Source organism: Photorhabdus asymbiotica, from assembly GCF_003634575.1.
GTDB lineage: Bacteria > Pseudomonadota > Gammaproteobacteria > Enterobacterales > Enterobacteriaceae > Photorhabdus > Photorhabdus asymbiotica.
Genome location: NZ_RBLJ01000004.1, coordinates 692220 through 716825, shown reverse-complemented (window position 1 = coordinate 716825; position 24606 = coordinate 692220). Strand labels below are relative to the sequence as shown.

The window sequence follows — 24606 nt, the reverse complement described above, 5'->3', positions numbered from 1 at the left end:
TAGTGAATTCAAGTCAATATAATAGGTAGAGATATCTGACTCAAAAAATTGCTATTAAAGACTCTAATAAATTCAGGCATTATAATGATACAGTTACATAAAATTTGGAGCCGGTTCCCATATTACATGTTAGACAAATGAAAAAATCGTGGGCCATGAGTATAATAAAAAACCGTTAAATTACATTGAAGAATCTGAGACTCATTATCTGTATTTTAGTAGTTATATACCCAATAGATTTCAAATTGCAGCGCGGCGGCAAGGGAGCGAATCCCCGGGAGCATAGATAACTCTGTGACCGGGGTGAGTGAATGCAGCCAACAAAGCTGCAACTTGAAAGATAAAGGGTATAAGCAGTCTCTGGCTTTTCTTTTCCTCAGGAAGCAATTTGCTCCATTGTTTGCAAAATTCGTTTATCTGATACCGGATAGGGTGTACCCAGTTGCTGAGCAAACAAACTAATTCGCAACTCTTCTATCATCCAACGAATTTCTTGTACCTCAGTCTGCTGTTTCTGTTGCAGCGATAATTTCACCAACCATTGCTGCCATTGTTGCTGAACATTCTCAACACGCCCCATTTGCGCCCGGTCCCGATGTGGGTCAATCGCCAATTTTTCCAAACGACGCTCAATACCATGCAAATAACGCAAAATATCTGGCAAACGCTTCCAGCCATTAGCGGTGACAAATCCTCTGAAAACCAAACCAGAAATCTGTGCTTTAATATCAGATAACGCCAGCGCCAGTGAGATATCGACTCGGCCTTTAAGACGTTTGTTAATCGCAAAAACGGTAGTGAGTACCTGTTCTACCTGCTTAGCAATTTCCACAACCGTATCGTTCAACTCAGCCCGAACCTTATCCTGTAACTGAATAAAAGCCTGCTCATTCCAAACTAGCCCACCATGCCCTGCCATCAATTTATCCACACCACAAGAGATACAATCGTCGATGAGATCCAGCACTTTGCCATAAGGATTAAAATAGAGACCCAATTTGGATTTATTCGGCAATTTCTCATGTAAGTATTTAATTGGTGAAGGAATATTTAGTAACAGCAAACGGCGAGTACCTTCCCACATGGCAATCTGTTGTTCCAGTTCAGTTTCAAACAATTTGATACCAATACTCTCCTTCTCATCCACTAATGCCGGAAAGGCTTTGACGGAATAGCCCCCACGCTTTTGCTCATACCGTTCCGGTAATTCACCAAAGCTCCAGATATGTAACCCACTCTGTTCAATACCATCATCAGCTACAGCTGAAAGTGTCTGCTGAACTTTGTCTTTCAAGCGGAATTTCAGTGCAGATAAATCTTTGCCTTCAGCAATAGTTCGGTTTTTCTCGCCTACAATTCGGAACGTCATTTTAAGGTGGTCCGGTACTTGTCCTAACTGCCAATCATCACGCGACACCGTCACACCCGTCATGCGCCTTAATTCTTTCTCAAGACTATCCAGTAAACTAGATTGTGGCTGAGATACTCGCTCCATAAATGCCTGAGCATAGTTTGGCGCAGGCACAAAATTACGACGAACCGGTTTCGGCAACGATTTAATGAGAGCAACGACGAGATCGTAACGAATACCTGGGATCTGCCAGTCAAATCCATCATCTTTAATCTGATTCAGCACTGGCAACGGAATATGAACCGTCACACCATCGGCTTCGGTACCCGGTTCAAATTGGTAGCTTAACCGCAATTTCAGTGAATTCTGGTACCAGTAATTAGGATAATCTAATGCGCTGATTTTATCTGCATCACCTCTGATCAACATATTTTTTTCAAAGTTGAGCAGCTCCGGCTGTTCTTTCCCTGACTTCTGCCACCAGCGATCAAAATGGCGAGCAGAAACTACACTCTGAGGTATACGTTGATCATAAAAACTGAACAGGGTTTCATCATCCACCAGAATGTCACGACGGCGGGATTTATGTTCCAGCGCTTCAACCTCTTCACGTAATTTTAAATTCGCGCGGAAAAATGCATGCCGGGTTTGCCAATCTCCTTCCACTAACGCATGACGAATGAATAATTCACGGCAAAGCATTGGGTCTATTTTGCTGTAATTAACCTGACGGCTAGCCACAATTGGCAGACCATATAAAGTGACTTTTTCCTTAGCCATTACAGCACCCTGCGATTTCTGCCAGTGCGGCTCGCTGTAATGATATTTCACCAAATGTACCGCTAACGGCTCAACCCACTCAGGCTCTACTCTGGCAGCAATACGCCCCCACAAACGACTAGTTTCAACCAGTTCCGCTACCATTGCCCATTTAGGCGGTTTTTTAAATAAACCGGAGCCAGGAAAAATAGAAAAACGCGCATTACGGGCACCTGTATATTCCTGCTTATCTGTATCTTTCTGGCCAATATGCGATAACAATCCTGAAAGTAACGAAACATGAATACTGCGGTAATCTGCATCCTGGCTATTTACCGGTAAACCAATTTCTTTCACCACTTGCCGGAGCTGGGTATATATATCCTGCCATTCTCTGACTCTCAGATAGTTAAGATAATCCTGACGACACAATTTACGGAATTGCGTAGAAGATAGCGCCTTTTGTTGCTCTTTCAAAAAATCCCATAATTTCAAGAATGCAATAAAATCTGAGTCTTTATCAGCAAATCGGCGATGCTTCTCGTCGGAAGCCTGCTGTTTCTCCAGCGGCCTTTCTCTTGGGTCTTGAATAGACAGCGCAGCAGTAATAACCATCACTTCACGCACACAACCATGATTGCGCGCTTCCAATACCATACGCGCCAACCGAGGATCAACGGGAAGCAGAGCAAGCTGGCGTCCTATTGAGGTAAGACGGTAATTACCCTGAACAGTGGTTTTCTGGTCAATAGCACCAAGTTCCTCAAGAAGTCGTACACCATCCTGAATGTTACGTTTATCAGGGGGTTGTACAAACGGGAACGCACTGACGTCCCCAAGACCAATTGATGTCATTTGCAAAATAACCGATGCCAGATTAGTACGCAGGATTTCTGGATCAGTAAATTCTGGCCGTGAAAGGAAATCATCTTCTGAATACAGGCGGATACAAATTCCATCAGATACGCGTCCGCAGCGCCCTTTTCGCTGATTTGCCGATGCCTGAGATATTGGTTCAATCGGCAATCTCTGTACTTTCGTCCGATAACTGTAACGACTGATACGTGCATAGCCGGTATCAATCACATACTTAATTCCCGGTACCGTCAAAGATGTCTCTGCCACGTTAGTTGCCAATACAATCCTCCGGCCAGAGTGTGACTGGAAAATCCGGTTCTGATCACTGTTAGAAAGACGCGCAAACAGCGGCAATACTTCGGTATGACGCAGATTCAGTTTATTCAAAGCATCCGAGGTATCGCGAATCTCCCGCTCACCACTCATAAATATCAGGATATCCCCAGGTCCTTCATGCCCTAACTCATCAACAGCATCAATAATTGCTTCAAGTTGATCCCGTTCTCCATCATTATCATCCCCCATCACAGGCCGATAACGCACTTCTACCGGATAGGTTCGACCGGAAACTTCAATAATCGGCGCATGATTAAAATGGCGAGAAAAACGCTCAGGATCGATAGTCGCTGAAGTGATGATGACTTTCAAATCAGGACGCTTTGGCAGTAACTGACGCAAATAACCCAGAATAAAATCAATATTCAAACTACGTTCATGTGCTTCATCAATAATCAGAGTGTCATACTGTTTAAGCAGTTTGTCATTTTGCAGTTCCGCCAACAAAATACCATCGGTCATCAGCTTAACCAATGTATTATCGCCTACATGGTCACTGAAACGAACTTTATAACCTACAGCTGAACCTACTGAAGTTTCTAATTCCTCCGCCAAACGATTAGCAACTGCACGAGCTGCCAGTCGCCGGGGTTGAGTATGACCAATTAATCCTTTTATTCCCCTTCCCAGTTCAAGACAGATTTTCGGAATCTGCGTTGTTTTACCTGAACCAGTTTCGCCGGCGATAATCACAACCTGATGGTCACGGATAGCTTTATAAATATCATCTTTCTTCTGGCTGACAGGCAGGTTTTCTGGATATTTAATTGTTGGACAGACAGCCTGACGATTAATGATTTTCTGAAATTCTTTCACCTTACATTAGTCCTTTTATTTCTTATTTTGCTGATTAGCCTGTGTTTATTGATGGCTCAGTTTTTATTGGCAACATAGTAGCACATCCTATTTATTGGAGATAATTTCAGCCGGCACTCATTGAATGGATATTGGTACGGGTAAAGTCATTCAATAAATTTGAATTCTAATCTCTAAATATTGATCTGTTACCAGAATGTAATAACTCATAGAATGACGACGTCGTGATTAACAAGTGAACTTCAAAAGTTAATTTAAGGAATAAAAATGAGTAAAGTTCTGGTTCTGAAATCCAGCATTATGGCGCAGCATTCACACACTAACCAAATGGCAGATTTCTTTATCGAAAAATGGCAAGCTAACCATGCTGATGACCATATTACAGTACGCAATTTGGCTGCACAGCCTATCCCTGTTCTGGATAACGAACTGGTTCATGCATTACGTCCAACGGGTAATGAAATGACTGCTCGTCAGCAAGAGGCTTTAGCGTTATCTGACGAATTGATTGCTGAGTTGCAGGATCATGATGTCATTGTGATGACAGCTCCGATGTACAACTTTAACATTCCAACCCAACTGAAAAACTATTTTGACCTGATAGCCCGCGCGGGTGTGACTTTCCGTTATACCGAGAATGGCCCTGAAGGTCTGATAAAAGGCAAACGTGCAATTGTTCTGACCAGCCGTGGGGGTATCCATAAAGACGGCCCTAGTGATCTATTAGTACCTTATCTACGCCTGTTTCTGGGTTTCCTCGGTCTTACTGATGTGGAATTTGTGTTTGTTGAAGGCGTAGGATTAAGCCCTGATACTGCAAATCAAGCGCAACAGGCTGCCCGTGAAACTCTGGAAAAAATCACTACCAGATAATCATTTTTATTCATAATTCACACATTACTTCATCTATATCAATAGATTTCGAGTTGCAGCGCGGCGGCAAGTGAACGAATCCCCAGGAGCATAGATAACTATGTGACTGGGGTGAGTGAAAGCAGCCAACAAAGCAGCAACTTGAAGGATGAAGGGTATATTAATATTGGCTGTATTTTGCGCGCTACCTGGCGCGCTTTTATTTTTTCAACCATTGGCCATTAATACCCTGTACATACTCTCCAGGTTCTGCTCTATTTACCAGTTTTTCACCCGCCAGTTTAGCGACTTGTTCTGTAGAAATGTTATTACTGGTAGCAACCTCTGCGTATTTTTTCTCACGCGCCTGATTTATTTTTATCACCAAAGCCTGTGCCTGAATATCTGTTTTCACTACAGCCAGATAACCACTGAAAGTTTCACCTACCAGCCCTTGCTGTTTTGCCTCATTCAGAGTCATTCCTACAGAGAACGGGCTGAACAATACACCAGCCAACAGTAATATGCCCGCACATTTCTTTTTCATATTCATATGCTAAGCTCCTAGAATAAACCTGTATTACTCTTGAGCATCTCTTCAATCTGTTTGTCTATCTTTACATGAATTTCATGCTCAATTTTGACATTCATATTAATATTGATCGGCTTCTCAGGCGTTGCTACTTCAAGGCGCACACAACCTGACAGTATCAGAGAACTCATCGATAGTAGTAGCAACCCTACTCCGGTTTGTTTTGTCATTTATCACTCCCGTTTAATATCGATATATTCTGCTGTAGCCAATCCTCAAGATTATTACCAAACCGCAAACTACGCCATAAATGGAAGATATTTTCTTCATGATTGTAATTCAGCTTCACTTGCCGTTTTTTATCTATCAATGAATTCACACCATGAATCTCAGCGCTAAGTGTCAATATACCTAAATTATTAAGACTGGCTCGCGCCCATAAGCGATTGATTTCCAAATAACGTAACCAATCCATTGCTGCACCAGCGGAAATGTTATCTTTATTAATGGAATCTATCGTGTCTTTATCCAGACGTAAGGTCATATAATCAGTGTTGGTAATCCGGCCTTGCTCAACTATCCAACGTTCATTATTAAGAAACAATGGCAATTTTCCACTAATCTTGCCGGACATAGCAAACTGTTTAACTTTCAACACAGTAAAAAGGCGGCTCAATTCCAGCCGATCAAGTGTCAGAATAGCCGCATTATGCTGAGGAATCCTCAATTTATTCAGACTGATACGGCCATCCAATATATCCACACTGACATTGTTCAGTTCCAGCGGTTTTTGTTCCGTTGGAGGATAAAATCCCTGTAAATCAGCGGTCAGGTTATGCATTTCAAACAGATTATTGAATGTTTTCACTCTTAGCTGAACCGGCGATTTCACGCCAAGTTGCCAGATACTGTCTCTTAACCGCCACGGTAAAACAAAATCAAGGCCACTGATCTCACCATCTTTAAGCCACATACTCCCATTTTTTACAACCCAGTGACCGCCAGCAACAAAACCTTGTCCCCGTGCGGCAGAAAAAGCCGCCTGAGCATAAAGATCGCCTTGCCGCAGGTTTATCCCTAAATTCTCAGGTATCAATGACTGAAATGCTAATAAGGATTGGGTTGGCCAACGCGCTTCACCGCGCAATCTTGTTCCATCCCAGCGACCATAAAAAGGAATCGGTCCAATATTTTTTGATGAAAGCTCGCCATTAAGCCTAAAGTTGTTAGGGCTTTCCCCTGTTAATTTTATTGCCAGTTTAGAAGGCGGTAAAAAACCACCAGACCGAAACGCAGTTTCTTTCGCTGTCAATTGCAAATTACCCTCAAAAACAGGAGATTTTTTTGAGCGTTGCCATTGTAGTGGTTTTGTTAATTGCAGGCGCGGTGTATCCATTCGGAGCATGCCATATTTAACAATATCAAAACCACTTGTCAGCTCATTGACACTAATCAGTGTATCACTCCAGTGCCCTTTTCCGGCGATATCCCATTTAGCCTGTAGTGGTGGCAAATCGCCATTCCCCCAGTAGCGCCAGTGCCAATGGCCTTTATCTGGCATAAAATTCTCTGCATGACCGTCAAGATGCAGACGAAATTTTCCCCAGTAACCGTGCTGTGCATTAACAATTGCCTGTAATCGCCCAGTAAAACCTTCGCGTGTCAGATAAGAACCTGCTAGTGGTGATCGGATATCTTTAACTATAAATTCATCAGACAAACGTCCCCAAGCCCGGAGCAATGAGCCTGACTGGAAATTAATTTTCGGATTAACCAACGAACCATTAATTACCGCAGGCAGTGACATTGCCATACTCATATCCTGCACATTGATCTGACCTGTTAATTGAAAAGGAAGTTCCATATTTAATGGACTTATCCGACTCGGTCTTACCGTCAACACCATATTAGCTTTACCATGTTTGCCCCGAGTAACCAGATTCATTCGGCCACTAATCCGCAGGTTATCTAACCCTTGTTGCCAACGATCAATCTTAATATTAATTCCACCAGCAAGAGGCTGTTCCGCATTCAGCCACTGCCATTTGCCATCAATGATAGAAAACTGTTGCTTGCTAAATTGCCAAGGTAATTCAGCCAAAGGCACTACTGTCCCTTTTTCTCTAATAGTCAGTTTGCCAGATTGACTTTGCCAACCTAACGTCATATTTAACGGACGTGGATATTGATTGGTAATAATTTCACCGTCAACCTTGCCTTGAGCCGGTAATTTGTCTAAATCAAGGGGTAAACTCATTTCACCGTTAAGGCTGATTTCCTGTTCTGGTAACTTAATTGTCAACTGATCAACTATCAGCATTTCCTGATCATCAATATGAGCTAACAATTTAACATTCTTCCCCTGATAACTCAGTTTTTGTTCCTGAGAAGAAGAATCGAATATGAGTTTTCCAGCAAAATCCGACCATGGATTAAAAGAAAAATTATCCACAGACAAACTCATCCGTGGAATAGCAGACAAAACATCAGCGATGGAAAGTGAAGAAACACTTTCCGCAGATTTAGGTAACTGATTCAGGCAATTGATATCCCCGCTAATGGCTGAAGCATTTAATTTCCAGTTATGACCTTGGTCTATGGCTGAATATGGGTAACTGGCGGACAATTGTGATATGCGAATAAGCTTACAATCGTTCACTTGAAATGAAATATCGTCTAGTTGCAAAGCCCCATTTTTCCATTCTGGCTGTTGCAATGAAACTGTCATTCCCTGAGGTAACCAATAACCCGCAACCTTAGGAAACCAATAAGGGACGGAAAACCATACAGTTAATGCCAGTAATATCAACAATATCAGTACGATAATGCATATTTTTAACCCTTTAATTATCAAATCACTGCCTCTTCTTATTAAGCCTTAGATCGGTTACTTCTATTATTATTCCATAATTTAGTAGACACGCCTTAAACTAAGACATTGATTACTAAGAGAATTATGTTGAACATATAGGGAAGCAGCAAGCAATACACCCATAGAGTTACTTAATTTATTGGTTTATTTAACCCTTTACGTCAGCAATAATTTAAGCTCTAAACAATTTATTAGCTACTTAAATTATAGCGGAGATAATTCCATGAAATTAGTCGTTTACAGTACCAAACAGTATGACTATAAGCATCTGGAGCTGGTTAATCAAAAGCTCGGGTTTGATTATGATTTTGAGTTTTTTGATTTTCCTCTCAGTTCACAAACTGCCAAAAACGCTATTGGTGCAGATGCTGTTTGTATTTTCGTTAACGACAATGCTGACCGCGAAGTGCTCAAAGAATTGGCTGAAATGAATGTCAAAATCCTCGCGTTGCGTTGTGCCGGTTTTAATAATGTCGATCTAGATGCGGCTGAAGAATTTGGTATTCAGGTTGTACGAGTTCCAGCCTACTCTCCTGAAGCGGTTGCTGAACATACCATTGGATTAATACTGTGCTTAAATCGCCGTATTCACCGAGCTTATCAACGCACTCGTGATGCCAATTTCTCTCTCGAAGGATTGATTGGCTTCAATATGCACAACCGCACAGCAGGAATTATCGGAACCGGTAAAATTGGTGTCGCAACTTTACGTATTCTTAAAGGGTTTGGTATGCGCTTGTTGGCTTATGATCCATACCCCAATCAAACTGTTTTAAATCTCGGTGCTGAATATGTCGATCTGGATACTCTATATGCACAAGCCGATATCATATCTCTTCATTGTCCGCTGACATCAGAAAACTATCATCTGTTGAATGAAGTTGCTTTCAACAAAATGAAAAACGGCGTAATGATTATCAATACCAGCCGAGGAGCCTTGATTGATTCCGCTGCGGCTATTACTGCATTAAAGCAACAAAAGATTGGCGCTTTAGGTATGGACGTTTACGAAAATGAACGCGATCTCTTCTTTGAAGACAAATCTAATGACGTGATTCAGGATGATATTTTTCGTCGTTTGTCTTCATGTCATAACGTGCTGTTTACCGGTCATCAGGCATTCCTGACAGAAGAAGCCCTGACCAGTATCAGTGAAACTACGCTGAGAAATATCCAGCAATTAATCAACGGGAAAAATTGCCCGAATATTGTTAGTAAGTACCCTTAAAATAATATATTAGGAGATAAATATGAAAAAAATACTACCTTTGGCAACAGCAACTTTATTGTTAGCCACATTCCAAGCCTCAGCGGTAGAAAACGTGTCAGTCGAGGATTTACAACATCACAGATTTGTCCTGGTAAGTGTTAATGGTGAAAATGCGAAAAATCAAGATGGCCGCGTACCAACTATTGAATTCGGTGAAAAAATGCATATCTCTGGCTCCATGTGCAATCTATTTATGGGGCAAGGCAAACTGAAAAATGGTGTATTAACCGTTAAGAATCTGGCTAGTACTCAGATGCTTTGCGCTGATGATAAATTAAATAAATGGGATTACCTGATTGGTCAAGTATTAGCCGACGGTGTTAAAGTCACATTGAAAAATCAAAAACTGACGCTATCCCACGACAATAATACGCTGGTTTATAAGTTAAAGGATTATGTTCAGTAATCAAAAAGCTCAGTTATAAGTGTTAGCATTAAACATTTGCAGAGTGAAATTCTCTTTATTTAAGTGTTTTATGTTGCAGGTGCCGGAAAACATTTTCTGGCACCTCAAAATCAATATCTAAGTTACATCATATTCATTTATGGATATATCGAACCAAAATCGATTAAAATAGATATAGATAATGCGTCTTATTTTTAACTTATTTCCACCAACTCTAATAAAGAGTTCTACACTTTTTATATTTAAAATAATTTATTAATAAATACAAGGAGATAATACATGTCAAATATTGCACTTACTGATATCCAATTTATCGACCTAATGAACGAAATGCGTCAACACGCAAAACGTATGTTAAATGATGCTAAAATTGAACCATTTGTGCCATCGACATCTGAACTCCAGGCATATGCAAATATGCTTGCGGAACAATATGAAAATGTAAATATTACCGAAAATGAGAAAATAGACGGTATTATTAATGAATTAAAAGATTCAGTGAAATCTGGTGCTAATTCAATATCACAAGTTTCTAAGACAAGTGTAATTGACAGCACTCAGAAATATCAAAATGCGATTATCTCTGATCCAGACAATGCAGACCAAGACTGGATCGATAACATGAATAAATCTCGTCAAAGAACCAAAGATGAGAACAACAGACAAATTGATACAAGCTACGATAAAGCTATTCAATACGGGTTACAATTTCCTAACGCCAGAGCAGCAATACAAAGCTTCATGGAGAAAACTGGAACTTTTTTTTCTAACTTATTTGGTAGACTTTCCAGCTTCATACTTGATGCAGCCAGACAACTTACTGAGTGGCTAAATAGAGCATGGGAGACAATTAAATCCTTCTTTGAGAGAATTAATTCTTGGATTTCCAATGCTTTCTAATTAATTGATAATGGTTCGAGTTAGTTCGAACCATTATATTAACCTCAGATATAACCTGATACAATTAATTACTTATTAGGCAATGTGATCTTGGAAATAATCGCTAATCTATCCATATAATATTCTGCATCACCCCATAACCAACTCTGCTCTTTACCAACATCATCCTCAGCTAAGATATTTCTTAATTCACAAGTCATAACATCATAACCGTAAACATAAAGCCCAAACTGTAATGCTTCATACATTCGCGCTTGCCAAAAAGAGATATCGTCTATTATTTGGTTGACGTTTGAAGCAACTACATCATATGTTTTAATTAGGTAGTGGAAAAAAATTTTAGCTGCTAAATCACTTAACGCCGCTTTATGTTTTGGTTTTTTCGTTCGCCACACAAGCGTTTGCGATACAGGGCTGCAATTAAGCACCAAATCATTCATCACAATGACTTTGTTGTAGTAAACAACTTCTTTTGCATCGTCACTCAGTAACGCCAATTCAAAGTGAGGTTCATCTATATCCAAATCTAACCTGCTATCAACCCTGACCAATCGGTAGCCCGGTGGAAGAATGAGCTCATTCACATCATGCACAATATCAGTACCAGAGGAATCAAGGATACTATAAAGAGCGCGGTTGAGCTCTGGCTCATTCAAACAACTGAAATCATTGGTAATTTTTTCTATGTTTTCCGAATATCTTGGCATATTTTATGCTTCCTCTAATAAACCACAGGTTTAATTACCTAATGGTAATAGTATAGATGCAATTATATACAATCAACCTTTAGTTAATTTCGATAGATACACCCATTGGATAACTTAGCTCCAGAGCAAAATCACAACTATCCCAACGAGGGAAACATAGAAAAATAATTTATTAAATTACAGTTAATTAAACCATTATTTCGGCTTATTCAAAATGTGGTCTTCCCATTCCACAACATCAATTTCCCGTACTGCAATATGCCTGACCGAGATTCTTTCACTATGCATTGCGGATTTAGACCCTTTAATCAGTGGATGCCAGGGTAACAATGTCTTCCCTTCTGCAAGCAAACGATACGCACAAGTCAGTGGCAACCACTCAAAAGTCGGCAAATTATAACGGGTCAGTTTGATACAATCTGGCTCATATCTAAAACGGTCTTCATAATTTTTACACTGACAAGTTTTTATATTGAGCTGATTACAGGCAACATTAGTGAAATAAATTTCATCGGTATCATCATCCATCAACTTATGCAGACAGCACTGCCCACATCCATCACATAATGATTCCCATTCTTCATCCGTCATCTGATCCAGAGTTTTTACCTGCCAGAAAGGCTGAGACATAACTTCTACTATTCCTTAATATTATTCAAATCACTCTTGTGGTGAGTGAATTATCATTCAGAGTAACCTTTAACATATCTCCGGACTCCAATGATCCAACACCTTCCGGTGTACCGGTGAGAATCACATCTCCTGGCCGCAAAGTGAAAAAACGCGATATATAGCTGATCAGGGGAATGATGGGTGTCAGCATATCGTTGGTATTACCATTCTGCCGCAGTTCGTCATTAACAGTCAGTGAAAGCCGAGCATTCTGCGGATCACCAAAACTACTCATCCGAATAAACCCGGATATCGGGCAAGAACCATCAAACGCTTTACTTTTTTCCCACGGCTGACCTGCTTTCTTGAATTTAGACTGCAAATCACGCAAGGTAAGATCTAATGCGACAGCAAAACCGGCAATTGCTATACCAACACGCTCCTCATTTGCTTGTTTCAATTGTGTGCCTATCAACACAGCCAGTTCAACTTCGTGATGAACAACACCAAAATCTTTTGGAATTGCAATTGGCTGATGTATATCACACAATGCAGTTTCCGGTTTAATGAAAATGACCGGCTCCTCCGCCGGCTGAAAACCCATCTCTTTAATATGTTTAGCGTAATTACTGCCAACACAAACAACTTTGTTAACTGGAAGATCCAGTAATGCGCCCTGCCAGTCTCTGTGCTGATACATACTCATTTCTCACTCTGTCTGGTCTATCAGGTACCTCTGATTATAGCATTTGCTGCACTACATCATTAGGAATAACGCACTCGCGGCATTCAGAGGAAATCTATCCTCCGGATTACTCGATGGCCAGACAGGTACAATTCTACGCTGTTTTCCCTTGAAAACACTGCACCCAGTTAATATTTTAGTGGTCAATAAAACCGCAATGAAAGTTAATTTTACTCATCAAATTCTCAGATTTTCTTATTTTTTCATCTGATCCAGATGTTGATTCATTAAATTTTCGACCGGAGGGGGGATTTGTAGGTAAAAACCCTGTTCAACTAACGATATTTTTACTTTTTCTATATCAGCGCCTGCCAGTTTTTTTCTAGCTGCCAAGGAGATAGTCATTGCATATTGGGGCCGACCAAAGCTTTTTAGTAACTCTTCAGGAACACGAGAGAAATCATCTCTTTTTTCAATATAAAGGTATGTTTGCTCTCGGTTCGGACTTCTGTAAATCACACAAATCATTATAATAAACTCTTTTAAATTAAGGCCGCGACTTGCTTGAGTAATTCAGTAATTATAACATGTTTATTGTATTTCAAAATATCGCATCCCAGATGTTGTTTCTGGGGATCTCAAATTTGCTGAATCTGAGTCAGGATAGATGTCACAGTCGCCAATTGAGCTAAAAGGCAGTAATTTTACACTTTCAGTCGTTCATTTATACAATGACCAACCTGAAATTATCCTACAGGCCCTACAGGAAAAGGTGGAACAAGCACCGGATTTCCTGAAAAATGCGCCTGTTGTCATTAATATCTCCGCTCTGCCGGCAGAAGCTGATTTAAAAGCTTTGCATCATGCTATTGGTTCAGCAGGGCTCCGTGTTGTCGGAATTAGCGGTTGCCGTGATGAGAAGCAACGCCGGGCGGTAATACAAGCATCCTTACCGCTGTTGAATGAGGGCAAAAAACAAAGAGTTCTGGCACAGGAAAATAAACCGACAGAACCTTCTGCCAAAAAGACCCGCATAATTAATTTACCAGTTCGTTCAGGCCAAAGAATTTATGCTCAAGGAAGTGATCTTATTGTCACGAGTAATGTGAGCACCGGTGCAGAATTGATTGCAGACGGCAACATTCATATTTATGGCATGATGCGTGGCCGAGCATTAGCTGGTGCATCTGGTGATCAGGAATGTCAAGTTTTTTGTACCCATTTAAACGCTGAGCTAGTCTCTATAGCAGGACAATATTGGCTCGGCGATAATATTCCAACTGAATTAGCAGGAAAAGCCGCAAAACTTAGCCTGGTAAATAATGAATTAACTATCGAACCTTTAATCTAGCCCTTTTAATAAGGAATTACTTCATGGCACGCATTATTGTTGTTACATCAGGTAAAGGTGGCGTTGGCAAAACCACTTCAAGCGCGGCCATTGCTACTGGCCTTGCCCAAAGAGGAAAAAAAACCGTTGTTATCGATTTTGATATCGGTCTGCGCAATCTCGATCTGATTATGGGGTGTGAACGACGCGTAGTTTACGACTTCGTAAATGTTATTCAAGGCGATGTGTCCCTTAATCAAGCATTAATCAAGGATAAACGTACTGAAAATCTTTATATCTTGCCCGCATCACAAACTCGCGATAAAGACGCTCTCACTACTGAAGGCGTTGAGCAAGTTCTACTCGATCTAGATAAACAAGGTTTTGATTTTATTATCTGTGATTCTCCAGCCGGAATTGAAAGTGGAGCATTAATCGCGCTCTATTTTGCCGATGAAGCCATCATCACAACTAACCCTGAAGTCTCTTCAGTACGCGATTCAGACCGCATTCTGGGTATTTTGGCCTCTAAATCACGACGCGCTGAACGCGGTGAAGATCCAATTAAAGAGCATCTACTACTGACCCGTTATAATCCCGGACGTGTAAGCCGTGGTGATATGCTCAGTATGGAAGATGTTCTGGAAATTTTATGTATTCCTTTAATTGGTGTTATTCCTGAAGATCAATCTGTGCTGCGTTCATCCAACCAAGGAGAGCCGGTTATTTTAGATACGGAATCCGATGCAGGAAAAGCGTATGCAGATACTGTTGAACGTTTATTGGGCGAAGAGCGGCCTTTCCGTTTCATTGAAGAAGAGAAAAAGGGCTTCTTAAAGCGCCTGTTTGGGGGGTAAAACATGGCTTTACTAGATTTCTTTCTGTCGAGGAAAAAGACGACAGCGAATATTGCTAAGGAGCGGCTGCAAATTATCGTAGCAGAACGTCGCCGTGGTGATTCTGAACCAGCCTATCTGCCTGATATGAAACGGGATATCCTAGCCGTAATCTGTAAATATATACAAGTAGACCCTGAAATGCTCTCTGTGCAATTTGAACAGAAAGGTGATGACATCTCCGTACTGGAGCTTAATATAACATTACCTGAGGCAGAAGAAGTTCAGAAATAACGTGGGTGAATAAGGTTGTTTTATCATCAACTGTTATACCCTTCATCTTTCAAGTTGTTGCTTTGTTGGCTGCGTTCACTTGCCGCCGCGCTGCAAATTGAAATCTATTGGGTATATCAAAATCACCAAGTCGATTATGTAACAGCTTGAGATGGGGTAACTCTAAATGAGAACCCCACCCGCACGCTTTAGCCTGATATCGCGCAGGCTAAAGCAATTACTCTCATCTGATGCATTAATTAGGATAATTCGCCAGAATCTCTGCGACTGGTTCAGCCAGCAATCCTCCTCGCCATCCACTGAGCAATTCAGGTTTGCCATTTAATTGCTTCAACTTCCAGTGAGCACTGAGTAACTGATTAATCTGACGACGAGACGCCAGTAACTCTGAATTAAATTTATGCTGTTCACTTACCTGACTGATCAGTGCCTTAATATCCTTAAACGCTTTGCGATAACCAGGTTGATCAATCAAGTTTGTCACTGGTGGAGGACATTCGCTTTCTGGAATATTTTCACTTTCAGCCACCATTGCCAACAAACGACGCCCATGACAACGAATCTCCTGTCCACTCAATCCCAACGCATCCAATTCTGCTAAAGAGGTTGGCATATAACGTGCTACCTGCCATAAGTTTTCTTCACGAATAACAAAGTTCACCGCCAAATTACGCTCTCTGGCCTGATTCAAACGCCATGCCGCCAGCATTTTCAAACACGCCAGCTGTTGGGGTCGTAATTGACAGATATTACCTATCTGTTTATAAGCACATTCCGGGGCTAATATCTCCCTGCGGCGTTGACTAATAAGCTCACACTCCCCTATCGCCGCTTCCATATATCCGGCCTGGGTTGTCGCAGTTATCAAGATATCAGCCAAGGGCAGCAGATAATAAACATCCGCTGCCGCATATTCGCACTGCTTTTCACTTAATGGACGAGCAAGCCAATCAGTACGAGATTCGCTTTTATCCAATTCGACATGGATATATTCAGCCACTAATGCGGCAAAACCACATGAAAGAGGATGCCCGATAAAAGCAGCAAGGACTTGAGTATCAATCATCGGTTCCGGCAGACATTGAAAAGCATTCAAAAAGACTTCTAAATCTTCACTACCAGCATGCAGAAACTTCAATATCTGAGGATTGGTAATTAATTCACGAAAAGGTTGCCAGTTAGTGATATTAAGCGGATCTATCAGAGAAAGTTGTTCGCCATCATACAGTTGTATCAAACCTAATTGGGGGTAATACGTCCGTGTGCGTACAAATTCAGTATCCAATGCTATTTTTGCGTATTCTTTCGCTCTTTCGCAGACTTGTTGCAACTGAGCATCTGTGGTGATCAACTGATAATTCAAAACATAGTTCTCTTAGCCATTCATGGAATAAGCACGACAACGCCGGATGAAACCGGCGTTGTCGTGCTTATAAGTATTATGAAAAGGGTCAGGCTACAACTGCATTCCTTACTTTTTCCTCTTCACCTCGCAGTTCCCTTCGAAGAATTTTACCTACATTAGATTTAGGTAATTCATCCCGGAACTCAATGATTTTAGGTACCTTATAACCTGTCAGATAACGACGACAATGCGTTTTAAGTTCATCCTCGGTCAAACTGGAATCTATCCGAACCACAAATACTTTAACGGTTTCACCGGAGCTTTCACTTGGTACACCTATTGCTGCTGACTCTAGCACTTTCGGGTGAGCTGATACAACATCTTCAACTTCATTAGGATACACATTGAAACCAGAAACCAAAATCATATCTTTCTTACGATCTACGATATGAATAAAACCTTGTTCATTGATATTCGCAATATCACCCGTTGCTACCCAGCCATCTTTCAATACTTCGTCTGTCGCATCAGGGCGATTCCAATAACCCACCATAACCTGTGGGCCGCGGACCCACAGTTCTCCCTGCTGGCCTATTGGTACCTCATTACCATCATCATCGGTAAGTTTGATGTCCGTTGAAGACACTGGAAAGCCTATACTACCAGTGTAATTTTTCACGTTATAAGGATTACAGGAAACCAATGGTGAGCACTCTGTCAAACCATATCCCTCAAGAAGAGTCCTTCCCGTCACTTTAGCCCACTTCTCAGCAACTGTTTTCTGAACTGGCATACCACCACCAACAACAAGACGCAATGCGGAAAAATCAAGCTTCTTAAATTCTTCATTATTTAACCAAGCGTTAAACAACGTATTCACACCAGTCACTGAAGTGAACTGATAACGACTCAATTCCTTAGCTGTCCCTGTAATATCACGCGGATTAGTGATCAGAAGATTACATCCACCCACGTAAATAAGTAGCAAACAGTTCACCATTAACGCAAATATATGATAAAGCGGTAGCGCAGTAACTATTAGTTCCTGACCCACCCGCAGTAATGGCGAATAAACCGCTTTTGCCTGCTCAAGATTTGCTAGCATATTACGATGACTCAGCATCGCCCCTTTAGCGACGCCGGTAGTGCCACCAGTATATTGCAGGAAGGCCAAATCATCACCGTTAATATCCGGTTTCACATATTGCATGCGATAACCTTTATGTATCGCACAACGAAATGAAATAGCATCAGGCAGGTGATATTTCGGTACCAACCGTTTGATATATTTCACAGCAAAATCAACCAATGTACCTTTAGGACGAGATAACTGATCACCCATACGCGTCAAAATAACATGCTTAACTCTGGTATTAAAAACGATCTTCTCCAGCGTATGAGCAAAGTTAGAAACGATCACAATGGCTGAAGCGCCGCTGTCATTAAGCTGATGTTCAAGTTCGCGTGGCGTATACAAAGGATTTACGTTTACGACAACCAAACCTGCGCGCAAAGAACCAAACAAAGCAACAGGGTATTGCAACAAGTTTGGCATCATCAATGCAATACGATCCCCTTTGCTTAATCCCAAACCATTTTGCAAATAAGCAGCAAACGCCCGGCTACGCTCCTCCAACTTACGGAAGGTCATAACCTCACCCATATTTATATACGCAGGTTGATCTGCATAGTGCGCTACGGCATTTTCAAACATTTCAACCAATGATGCATAACGATCCGGGTCAATTTCCACAGGGATATCTGCCGGATAATGTTTTAGCCAGACTTTCTCCAAGGTAATACTCCTGAAATTTTAATTGCTATGTTATCACTCGCCCAATAAATAACGCACGCCTTGTTTTAACAAATTATTAACTCAGCATACCAGTTTAAAAAAGAAACATTGCTCAGGTTGAGATGCACATCACTAATTTCATGTTAATCCTTATACACAAAAACAAAGGAATTGTGTCGTCTATAAATTATTTTTAATTATCAGTATATTATTGCCATAGTTAATATTTAACTTGGTAGCTATTGATTACACATTGACCGATACATTTTCGCTTAAGATAGCATTTTTAGAATAGCATTTATTGCTTTCATCTATTCCAATACATTATTAAAAAACCAAAACTAATAAAATATGATTATGAACAACGTTACGATAAGAACGGCGAGCTACGAAGATAGTGCTGCCATCAGCGATATAGAACTACAAGCTGCTTCTCTTTTTCCAGATGAACTACTGCCGAAAGCACTCTGTAGTCAAACCCTACCTGTATGTGAAATTAAATCAAGTATTCAAGAAAAACGACTTTGGGTCGCAGAGAGTGATCAAAAACTGGTCGGATTCGCGCTAATCCGTTCTTTAAATCAATTAACTCTGTTAGCTGAGATTGATGTACTACCGGAATATAATGGTAAAGGCATTGCCAGTGCCCTTCTTAATTTAATCATCGAAAAGTTAAAACAGCACAACAAAACAGCACTTTATCTCACAACTTTCCGCGATTTTATACCAAGCCGGAGATTATATGACAAGTTTGGTTTTGTCGTACTAGCATCAGATGATATTCCTGATGAATTACAGAGAATTTTGGCTAAGGAGGCAATCATTGGCTTAGGTACAAGGATTGCAATGAAGTTAACGATAAAACCATAGAAACAGTAATATGATTCCGCCACATAAATGCGGCGGTTCCAACTAAATTTAGATTAGAATGCCTAAGCAGTTCCAGTTATTGAAATTAGCTTACCTGGTCAAAATAGTCTCAACAGGTGCTGGGTCAGGATAATACCAATTCCATCCCCAACCTGAATAATATGGATAACCATAATAATTCCAGGACCCCGGCCCATAAGGCATCAATACCCGCTGAACGGCCCTCCAACGCTGATAGCCCGTTGCATTAATCACAACATAAGAGTAATCCGCATGACCAATTTTATCCTTTTCCAGACCCATTATCGGACCAACCACAGTGACGTAATTTCCTTTAAAATCGTTAGGCTCAAGAAAACTATTAACATAAGCATAGACACGACCAAGAGAAGGTTCATTCAGTTCTGGACTAGCATCTGATGCTAATGGTAATGACGATATCTCCAGACGGGTACGCTGATTTTCATTCACTACATCAAGTACCTTACCGCCAAATCGCCCTTCCTGACCAATAAATAACTCAGGTGCATTCTTAACAGAAAGCAGATCTTGCACTGGCGATGGTGACGTTCCCTTTACTGAATCAGGAACGGAGATACAACCTGTGAGCATGACAACAACTAATACGATTAGTGCTTGAATACTCGTCCGGCAGTTTATTACTTTCAACATAACTACCTTCTCCTGAAAATTGACCCAATAATATGTTTAAAATAACTCTATACCCAATAAATTTCGAGTTGCAGCGCGGCGGCAAGTGAACGAATCCCCAGGAGCATAGATAACTATGTGACTGGGGTGAGTGAAAGCAGCCAACAAAGCAGCAATTTGAAAGATGAAAGGTATATCTATTTGATGCTTTGTTTTACTACAAGTTTCATCAATCAATGCTTAACGGCCCGGTAATTTTTTCCAAGTAACTTCATTACGTAAGTACACCGGCTCCGCATGTTCTACAGAGGTGACTTCACCGTTTTGCCACATCTGTACAGCCAGAGGTAACATATCTTCAGCATGAGGTAATGTAATATCACTATCATTCAGCGTTAAATGACTTGTCCTCAATTGGGGATAAGCCTGCCAGCCAGTACCAGCAACCATCCAATCGCCATTCAATGAAGCCATGATCTCTTGTATCCGCTCTGGTTTCAGTACTGCTTCTGTTTCACTTCCCTGCCATTCACCCTTCTGATTACGAATATATTGTCCCCAATAAATCTCTCCCATCCGGGCATCAATAGCGGTTAATACCTGAGTTGATCCTGTCAGGCGAAAAACCCCTTGCGCCATCGTATTGAGCGTTGAAACACCAATGACTGGCAATTCAGCTCCCAGAGCCAACCCCTGAGCAATACCAACACCAATACGTACACCAGTAAAACTACCCGGCCCACGGCCAAAAGCCAGAGCATCGAGTTGCTGTAAACTGATACCCGCTTCTGTCAGAACAGATTGAACCATAGGTAAAATACGTTGTGTGTGTTCACGTGGAGAAATTTCAAACTGTGCCAAAACGGCACCATCATTCCAAAGAGCAACTGAACAGGCTTCCGTTGCAGTATCAATAGCCAGAATTCGTGTGGACATGCCTTAACCTCGGCAAGCAATATGATTCGAAATAAGGCGCTATGTTATCATAGCCTTGTCTATTTTATCCAAATCGCTGCCGGAGATTATCACAGACAGATAATAAACCGGATTTCCGTTCTGTAATATCTTAGCCCACCTAATAAACAATACCTTTGACTGCTATTTTTTTTCTCCCTCATTTAACATTCTTAACCAACCATATATTCGCTGATTTTTCACTCTCCATATTCCCTCAGTTTGTTGCAGTTCGAAACGTTCACGTGATGAGCTAAATGGCCCTGGATTTTGCTGAATAATTTCAATTGACGTTGGCTCAACAGCAGAAACAATCGCAACATGACCATAGCGATTAAACAATGTTGGGGAAAAAACAATAATATCGCCAGTTTCTGGTGCAGAAATACTGCCATTGGTGAATTGTAACAATGCCCGTTTTTTATTTATTCCACCATCAGCAACAGAATGATCAAAGAAATCTTTTGCATGCCCATAGGTATCTGGCATTTTATGGTGATAGAACTGAAAATAAAAACGTTTTATGAATTCAACACACTGATATTTTATTCCCAAATTATAGCCATCTTCCGACAAATTGCGCCCCAATGACGTATCAACCCCACCATTATAATAGACTGCAACATTCTGATAGTTATCAATGACATCCCCTACTTTATGTGCTGGATTTAAATTAGTTTTTGTTGTCACCGAAAAAGCTAAACAACATAATAAACCGATAATAACTAACCCTGTAATTAACTTCTTTTTCATGTATAGACCTTTATTACTGCGGTTAAAATCCTTTAATTTTTTAAGTCTGAAATCCGGTTATAAAGCGCAGCAGGATAATACAGCAAAAAATATTAAGTGTCTTGAGTGATATGATATATGAGTTTGTTTTTTATACTATTCCGCTTGGATATAAATTCTGGCTAAAAAGCCAGAATTATCTTCATTAGCTGATTATAAGACAGGTACTTTATTAAATTTATATTTTGATACTATATGATGCTATATAATTCCATAACTATTTATACCCGTTATCTTTCAAGTTGCCTCTTTGTTGGCTGCACTCACTCACCCCAGTCACATAGTTCGCTATGCTCCCGGGGATTCGCTCACTTGCCGCCACGCTGCGGCTCGAAATCTATTAGGTATATATAACCAATAAATCATATTTTCCTATCCTTGGTCTGTTTTATCGAGAATCTTTAAAGATTGCCGAGCTTCAAGGAAAGCGACAGCTTTTGCTAAATCACGAGTTCGTGGCGAAGGGGGTAAACTGTTAAGAAACACTTCACCATATGGACGCGTTACCAAGCGGTTATCACAAATCACGACCACACCATAATCATCAACATCACGAATAAGCCGCCCGACACCTTGTTTCAGGCTGATAACCGCATCTGGCAGCTGAACTTCATTAAATGCATCACCACCTTTTAGCTGACAATCTTCAATACGCGCTTTTAATAATGGATCATCCGGCGCCGTAAATGGCAACTTATCGATAATGACACAAGAAAGCGCATCACCCCGCACATCTACACCTTCCCAAAAACTGCTGGTTGCCACTAATAACGCATTGCCGGCAGAAATAAACTGCGAAAGTAGCTGACTTTTACTCGTTTCGCCCTGAACTAAAACCGGCAATGTCATGCTGGCACGAAACTCTTCAGCCAAACTGCGCATCATCTGATGTGAAGTGCATAAAAAGAAACAACGGCCTTTATTAGCTTCAATCAGCGGTTTAAGCATCTTCGCCAACCATTTTGCACCACCCGCCTGATTCGGTGACGGCAAATAACGAGGAACACAAAGCAGTGTCTGACTCTGATAATCAAATGGACTCGGTAATAATAAAGTTTTTGCTTGTTTTAGCCCAAGCCGTTCGGTGAAATGTGAAAGCTGTTCGTTAACAGATAATGTGGCTGAGGTAAAAACCCAACAGCCGGATTGTTCATTAATCATTTCACTGAACTTGTCGGAAACCGACAGGGGAGTCAACGCCAGAAGAAAATGACGACCATAACTTTCAAACCAATAACTGTAATCGGGGATAGTCACATCTTTCAAACGCTTAAGACGATTACGATAAACAGTCGCTCTTTCAAATGCCGCATCCAGCATAACTGAACGCCCTAAAGATAGCTTCATCACGTCATAGCAAAGCTCAAGTGCATCATCAAGTAATAGGAGTGCCCGTTGTACCTGCGAATTTTGCAACAACTCTCGCAAATTACCACGATAACCCTGCTCCCCTAATGCCAGCCGAAAATCCTGTGTACTCTGGCTCAGGCGATCCGCGCTCTTCTGTAACTGAGCTTGATCCCGCACTTCCGTGCGATACGCCATAATAATGTCTCTGGATAGATCTATCAGTTGGCGGCTACTTAATTGCTGACCAAAATATTGACTAGCGATATCGGGGATTTGATGTGCCTCATCAAATATCTTAATTTCTGCTTGCGGAATTAACTCACCGAATCCAGTTTCTTTCACCACCATATCCGCCATAAACAGATGATGATTGATAACGATAACATCCGCATCCATTGCCCGACGACGAGCTTTCAGAACAAAACATTCCTGATAACGCGGACAATCACTGCCAAGACAATTATCGTTAGTACTGGTTACTAACGGCCAAACGTGACTGTCTTCCGCTATCTGATGGCAAGTGCTGATATCCCCCTCTTCAGTTTGTGAAGACCAGCTTCTCAGTCGAACAATATCTGCCAGAACTTCCGCTTCCAGCTGACCACCACCAAAAGAGTGTTGTTCCAGCCGTTCCAAGCAAAGATAATTCGAGCGGCCTTTTAACAACGCCAGTTTACCGGTGAAATTAATCGCTTCAGCCACAGTCGGCAAATCACGATTATAAAGCTGATCCTGTAGAGCCTTAGAACCAGTGGAAATAATCACTTTCTGCCCAGAACGCAATGCAGGAGCCAAATAAGCAAATGTCTTACCTGTTCCTGTGCCCGCCTCTACCACCAGTTGCTGATGGTTTTTAATCGCACACTCAATAACAGCAGCCATCTCTCTTTGAGCATCACGGGGTTTAAAACCTTTTATTGCTTTAGCAAGCGCGCCGTTTTTCGCAAAATCGTCTGACACAAACTGTCTCTTTTAATAAAATGGATGGAGATTATGCCAATACTATGTTCTGATCACCACCCAAAATCAGGCAGATAGCAGTTAACTAAAGAGGTATCCATGACAATTGAACGTATTGATCCACAAGATCGCTGGTCGGAAGCTGTGATCCACAATAAAACCATCTACTACACCAGCGTGCCAGAAGAAAAGCTGGATGGTGATATTACTGAGCAAATGGCTGATACACTGGCTGCTATTGATATCACGTTACAGCGCCTTGGATCTGATAAAAGTAAAATTATCGATGCCACTATTTTTCTGGCTGACAAAGAAGACTTTGCTGGTATGAACGCCGTCTGGGATGCATGGGTTGTCGCAGGAAGTGCACCTGTGCGTTGCACTATTGAAGCCAAGTTAATGAACCCCAAATATAAAGTCGAGATAAAAATTATCGCGGGAATTTAATATTAATTTCGGGATATTCTTACTAT

23 protein-coding genes and 1 pseudogene are annotated in these 24606 nt (G+C 41.1%); 10 read left to right on the top strand and 14 right to left on the bottom strand.

What is annotated here, in order from left to right; translation table 11 throughout:
- Positions 1–376: 376 nt before the first annotated feature.
- Positions 377–4108, bottom strand: a pseudogene (gene hrpA / locus BDD30_RS19010) (ATP-dependent RNA helicase HrpA); the annotation flags it as partial.
- A gap of 279 nt (positions 4109–4387) precedes the next feature.
- On the opposite strand from hrpA, the gene BDD30_RS19005 reads away from it, so the two are divergent.
- Both BDD30_RS19005 and BDD30_RS24810 read left to right on the top strand, forming a co-directional pair.
- The gene (locus BDD30_RS19005; protein ID WP_015834553.1) at positions 4388–4993 is read left to right on the top strand and encodes an FMN-dependent NADH-azoreductase; all 606 of its coding nucleotides are present in this window, start codon (positions 4388–4390) and stop codon (positions 4991–4993) included.
- A 102-nt stretch (positions 4994–5095) separates the two neighbouring features.
- Positions 5096–5218, top strand: a complete 123-nt coding sequence (locus BDD30_RS24810) for a hypothetical protein (RefSeq protein ID WP_282958054.1) — start codon at positions 5096–5098, stop codon at positions 5216–5218.
- Here BDD30_RS24810 and BDD30_RS19000 read toward each other — a convergent pair.
- The 3 genes from BDD30_RS19000 to BDD30_RS18990 are packed head-to-tail and all read right to left on the bottom strand — an operon-like array spanning position 5193 to position 8358.
- Complete coding sequence (locus tag BDD30_RS19000) at positions 5193–5519, bottom strand: YdbL family probable chaperone protein (protein ID WP_041382840.1); 327 nt, start codon at positions 5517–5519, stop codon at positions 5193–5195. The two genes, BDD30_RS24810 and BDD30_RS19000, sit on opposite strands and share 26 nt — an antisense overlap.
- Before the next feature lie 17 nt (positions 5520–5536).
- Complete coding sequence (locus tag BDD30_RS18995; protein WP_015834555.1) at positions 5537–5734, bottom strand: YnbE family lipoprotein; 198 nt, start codon at positions 5732–5734, stop codon at positions 5537–5539.
- The gene (locus tag BDD30_RS18990; RefSeq protein WP_015834556.1) at positions 5731–8358 is read right to left on the bottom strand and encodes a YdbH family protein; all 2628 of its coding nucleotides are present in this window, start codon (positions 8356–8358) and stop codon (positions 5731–5733) included. Before BDD30_RS18990 ends, BDD30_RS18995 begins: the two co-directional genes overlap by 4 nt.
- A 241-nt stretch (positions 8359–8599) precedes the next feature.
- Between BDD30_RS18990 and BDD30_RS18985 the strand changes: the two genes are divergently transcribed.
- The 3 genes from BDD30_RS18985 to BDD30_RS18975 all read left to right on the top strand — a co-directional run bounded on the left by BDD30_RS18985 (position 8600) and on the right by BDD30_RS18975 (position 10952).
- Positions 8600–9604: a 2-hydroxyacid dehydrogenase gene (locus BDD30_RS18985; RefSeq protein WP_041381906.1), complete on the top strand. Its 1005-nt coding sequence runs from the start codon at positions 8600–8602 to the stop codon at positions 9602–9604.
- 22 nt (positions 9605–9626) lie between these two features.
- Positions 9627–10052: a heat shock protein HslJ gene (gene hslJ, locus BDD30_RS18980; RefSeq protein WP_015834558.1), complete on the top strand. Its 426-nt coding sequence runs from the start codon at positions 9627–9629 to the stop codon at positions 10050–10052.
- Positions 10053–10331: 279 nt separating this feature from the next.
- Positions 10332–10952 carry a hypothetical protein gene (locus BDD30_RS18975; protein ID WP_015834560.1) on the top strand — a complete coding sequence of 207 codons (621 nt, stop codon included), beginning with the start codon at positions 10332–10334 and terminating at the stop codon, positions 10950–10952.
- Positions 10953–11020: 68 nt separating this feature from the next.
- On the opposite strand, the gene BDD30_RS18970 is transcribed toward BDD30_RS18975, so the two are convergent.
- From BDD30_RS18970 to BDD30_RS18955, 4 genes are all read right to left on the bottom strand, one after another.
- On the bottom strand, positions 11021–11659 hold the full coding sequence (locus tag BDD30_RS18970; RefSeq protein WP_015834561.1) for a hypothetical protein: 639 nt from the start codon (positions 11657–11659) through the stop codon (positions 11021–11023).
- 195 nt (positions 11660–11854) lie between these two features.
- Complete coding sequence (locus BDD30_RS18965; RefSeq protein ID WP_015834562.1) at positions 11855–12289, bottom strand: YcgN family cysteine cluster protein; 435 nt, start codon at positions 12287–12289, stop codon at positions 11855–11857.
- A 25-nt stretch (positions 12290–12314) separates the two neighbouring features.
- Positions 12315–12971, bottom strand: coding sequence for a fumarylacetoacetate hydrolase family protein (locus BDD30_RS18960; protein ID WP_015834563.1), 657 nt, complete (start codon positions 12969–12971; stop codon positions 12315–12317).
- A gap of 240 nt (positions 12972–13211) precedes the next feature.
- A complete protein-coding gene (locus BDD30_RS18955; RefSeq protein ID WP_015834564.1) occupies positions 13212–13484 on the bottom strand; it encodes a YcgL domain-containing protein in 273 nt (90 codons plus the stop codon).
- A 139-nt stretch (positions 13485–13623) separates the two neighbouring features.
- Here BDD30_RS18955 and minC point away from each other — a divergent pair, with 139 nt between their 5' ends.
- From minC to minE, 3 genes are read left to right on the top strand one after another with little or no spacing between them, the layout of a single operon-like run.
- The gene (gene minC, locus BDD30_RS18950) at positions 13624–14307 is read left to right on the top strand and encodes a septum site-determining protein MinC (RefSeq protein WP_015834565.1); all 684 of its coding nucleotides are present in this window, start codon (positions 13624–13626) and stop codon (positions 14305–14307) included.
- 23 nt (positions 14308–14330) lie between these two features.
- Positions 14331–15143 carry a septum site-determining protein MinD gene (gene minD / locus BDD30_RS18945; protein ID WP_015834566.1) on the top strand — a complete coding sequence of 271 codons (813 nt, stop codon included), beginning with the start codon at positions 14331–14333 and terminating at the stop codon, positions 15141–15143.
- 3 nt (positions 15144–15146) lie between these two features.
- Entirely contained in the window at positions 15147–15416 is a 270-nt protein-coding gene (gene minE, locus BDD30_RS18940) for a cell division topological specificity factor MinE (protein WP_015834567.1), read from the top strand.
- Between the two features lie 235 nt (positions 15417–15651).
- On the opposite strand, the gene rnd is transcribed toward minE, so the two are convergent.
- Both rnd and fadD read right to left on the bottom strand, forming a co-directional pair.
- Positions 15652–16779 (bottom strand): ribonuclease D, encoded by a 1128-nt coding sequence (gene rnd, locus BDD30_RS18935; RefSeq protein ID WP_015834568.1) that lies wholly within the window; start codon positions 16777–16779, stop codon positions 15652–15654.
- Between the two features lie 88 nt (positions 16780–16867).
- Positions 16868–18556, bottom strand: coding sequence for a long-chain-fatty-acid--CoA ligase FadD (gene fadD / locus BDD30_RS18930; protein WP_015834569.1), 1689 nt, complete (start codon positions 18554–18556; stop codon positions 16868–16870).
- A 357-nt stretch (positions 18557–18913) separates the two neighbouring features.
- On the opposite strand from fadD, the gene BDD30_RS18925 reads away from it, so the two are divergent.
- Entirely contained in the window at positions 18914–19426 is a 513-nt protein-coding gene (locus BDD30_RS18925) for a GNAT family N-acetyltransferase (RefSeq protein WP_041381909.1), read from the top strand.
- Positions 19427–19516: 90 nt separating this feature from the next.
- Here the strand turns inward: BDD30_RS18925 and BDD30_RS18920 are convergent, their stop codons facing one another.
- The 4 genes from BDD30_RS18920 to yoaA all read right to left on the bottom strand — a co-directional run bounded on the left by BDD30_RS18920 (position 19517) and on the right by yoaA (position 24133).
- Positions 19517–20098, bottom strand: a complete 582-nt coding sequence (locus BDD30_RS18920) for a Slp family lipoprotein (protein WP_015834571.1) — start codon at positions 20096–20098, stop codon at positions 19517–19519.
- A 219-nt stretch (positions 20099–20317) separates the two neighbouring features.
- Positions 20318–21013 carry a tRNA (adenosine(37)-N6)-threonylcarbamoyltransferase complex dimerization subunit type 1 TsaB gene (gene tsaB, locus BDD30_RS18910; protein WP_015834572.1) on the bottom strand — a complete coding sequence of 232 codons (696 nt, stop codon included), beginning with the start codon at positions 21011–21013 and terminating at the stop codon, positions 20318–20320.
- A gap of 162 nt (positions 21014–21175) precedes the next feature.
- The gene (locus BDD30_RS18905) at positions 21176–21784 is read right to left on the bottom strand and encodes a CHAP domain-containing protein (RefSeq protein WP_015834573.1); all 609 of its coding nucleotides are present in this window, start codon (positions 21782–21784) and stop codon (positions 21176–21178) included.
- Positions 21785–22195: 411 nt separating this feature from the next.
- Entirely contained in the window at positions 22196–24133 is a 1938-nt protein-coding gene (gene yoaA, locus BDD30_RS18900) for a DNA repair helicase YoaA (protein WP_015834574.1), read from the bottom strand.
- Positions 24134–24232: 99 nt separating this feature from the next.
- On the opposite strand from yoaA, the gene BDD30_RS18895 reads away from it, so the two are divergent.
- Entirely contained in the window at positions 24233–24580 is a 348-nt protein-coding gene (locus BDD30_RS18895) for a RidA family protein (RefSeq protein WP_015834575.1), read from the top strand.
- Positions 24581–24606: the final 26 nt, after the last annotated feature.

What these genes read in the sequence shown, in the direction of transcription:
- BDD30_RS19005 (WP_015834553.1), top strand. Translation starts at nt 4,388, where the DNA reads ATGAGTAAAGTTCTGGTTCTGAAATCCAGCATTATGGCGCAGCATTCA.
- BDD30_RS19000 (WP_041382840.1), bottom strand. Translation starts at nt 5,519, where the DNA reads ATGAAAAAGAAATGTGCGGGCATATTACTGTTGGCTGGTGTATTGTTC.
- BDD30_RS18995 (WP_015834555.1), bottom strand. Translation starts at nt 5,734, where the DNA reads ATGACAAAACAAACCGGAGTAGGGTTGCTACTACTATCGATGAGTTCT.
- BDD30_RS18985 (WP_041381906.1), top strand. Translation starts at nt 8,600, where the DNA reads ATGAAATTAGTCGTTTACAGTACCAAACAGTATGACTATAAGCATCTG.
- hslJ (WP_015834558.1), top strand. Translation starts at nt 9,627, where the DNA reads ATGAAAAAAATACTACCTTTGGCAACAGCAACTTTATTGTTAGCCACA.
- BDD30_RS18975 (WP_015834560.1), top strand. Translation starts at nt 10,332, where the DNA reads ATGTCAAATATTGCACTTACTGATATCCAATTTATCGACCTAATGAAC.
- BDD30_RS18970 (WP_015834561.1), bottom strand. Translation starts at nt 11,659, where the DNA reads ATGCCAAGATATTCGGAAAACATAGAAAAAATTACCAATGATTTCAGT.
- BDD30_RS18965 (WP_015834562.1), bottom strand. Translation starts at nt 12,289, where the DNA reads ATGTCTCAGCCTTTCTGGCAGGTAAAAACTCTGGATCAGATGACGGAT.
- BDD30_RS18960 (WP_015834563.1), bottom strand. Translation starts at nt 12,971, where the DNA reads ATGTATCAGCACAGAGACTGGCAGGGCGCATTACTGGATCTTCCAGTT.
- BDD30_RS18955 (WP_015834564.1), bottom strand. Translation starts at nt 13,484, where the DNA reads ATGATTTGTGTGATTTACAGAAGTCCGAACCGAGAGCAAACATACCTT.
- minC (WP_015834565.1), top strand. Translation starts at nt 13,624, where the DNA reads ATGTCACAGTCGCCAATTGAGCTAAAAGGCAGTAATTTTACACTTTCA.
- minD (WP_015834566.1), top strand. Translation starts at nt 14,331, where the DNA reads ATGGCACGCATTATTGTTGTTACATCAGGTAAAGGTGGCGTTGGCAAA.
- minE (WP_015834567.1), top strand. Translation starts at nt 15,147, where the DNA reads ATGGCTTTACTAGATTTCTTTCTGTCGAGGAAAAAGACGACAGCGAAT.
- BDD30_RS18925 (WP_041381909.1), top strand. Translation starts at nt 18,914, where the DNA reads ATGAACAACGTTACGATAAGAACGGCGAGCTACGAAGATAGTGCTGCC.
- BDD30_RS18920 (WP_015834571.1), bottom strand. Translation starts at nt 20,098, where the DNA reads ATGTTGAAAGTAATAAACTGCCGGACGAGTATTCAAGCACTAATCGTA.
- tsaB (WP_015834572.1), bottom strand. Translation starts at nt 21,013, where the DNA reads ATGTCCACACGAATTCTGGCTATTGATACTGCAACGGAAGCCTGTTCA.
- BDD30_RS18905 (WP_015834573.1), bottom strand. Translation starts at nt 21,784, where the DNA reads ATGAAAAAGAAGTTAATTACAGGGTTAGTTATTATCGGTTTATTATGT.
- BDD30_RS18895 (WP_015834575.1), top strand. Translation starts at nt 24,233, where the DNA reads ATGACAATTGAACGTATTGATCCACAAGATCGCTGGTCGGAAGCTGTG.